This window comes from Streptomyces doebereineriae (genome assembly GCF_031845645.1).
Taxonomy (GTDB): Bacteria; Actinomycetota; Actinomycetes; order Streptomycetales; family Streptomycetaceae; genus Streptomyces; species Streptomyces canus.
In genome coordinates, this window is sequence record NZ_JAVREZ010000546.1 from 1 (window position 1) to 398 (window position 398).

Genomic DNA, 398 nt, shown 5'->3' on the forward strand with positions numbered 1-398 from the left:
TGTTTCCGCATCGCAGTGACGTGGGTTTCGTGCGCGTGGCAAACCGCGTTGTGGAATTCCTCGGCCTTCGCAAAGTCGCCGAATATCTTTGGAGATAGCTGTGCGGCCGCCAAGCGATCGGAGCCTTGCTGTGCGACTGCCCCGGCACTCCGCGAGAATTCTGCACCGCAGCGCAATATTTCACTGTCAACAAACATTGAAGTCCCCTCCTCAGTGTCTCTGAAGGATACCCTGCGATGTTTGCCCCGAGATGCACTCTTTTCCGCGGCGGCATAGGCGCCAGGTCAGCGTTGGGACTTCATGATCTTCGTCGATATCAACTGGACAAGTGCGACAGCTGGGTCACGCGCCAGGGAGTCGGAAGGCGGAGGATCGGCGATGATTACCTCCGCTTCGAC

At 58.0% G+C, this 398-nt stretch carries 1 protein-coding gene; it reads right to left on the reverse strand.

What is annotated here, in order from left to right:
* Positions 1 to 197, reverse strand: a 197-nt coding sequence (locus RNB18_RS53190) for a DUF2563 family protein (protein ID WP_311721201.1), incomplete at its 3' end; no start/stop codon positions are given.
* Positions 198 to 398: the final 201 nt, after the last annotated feature.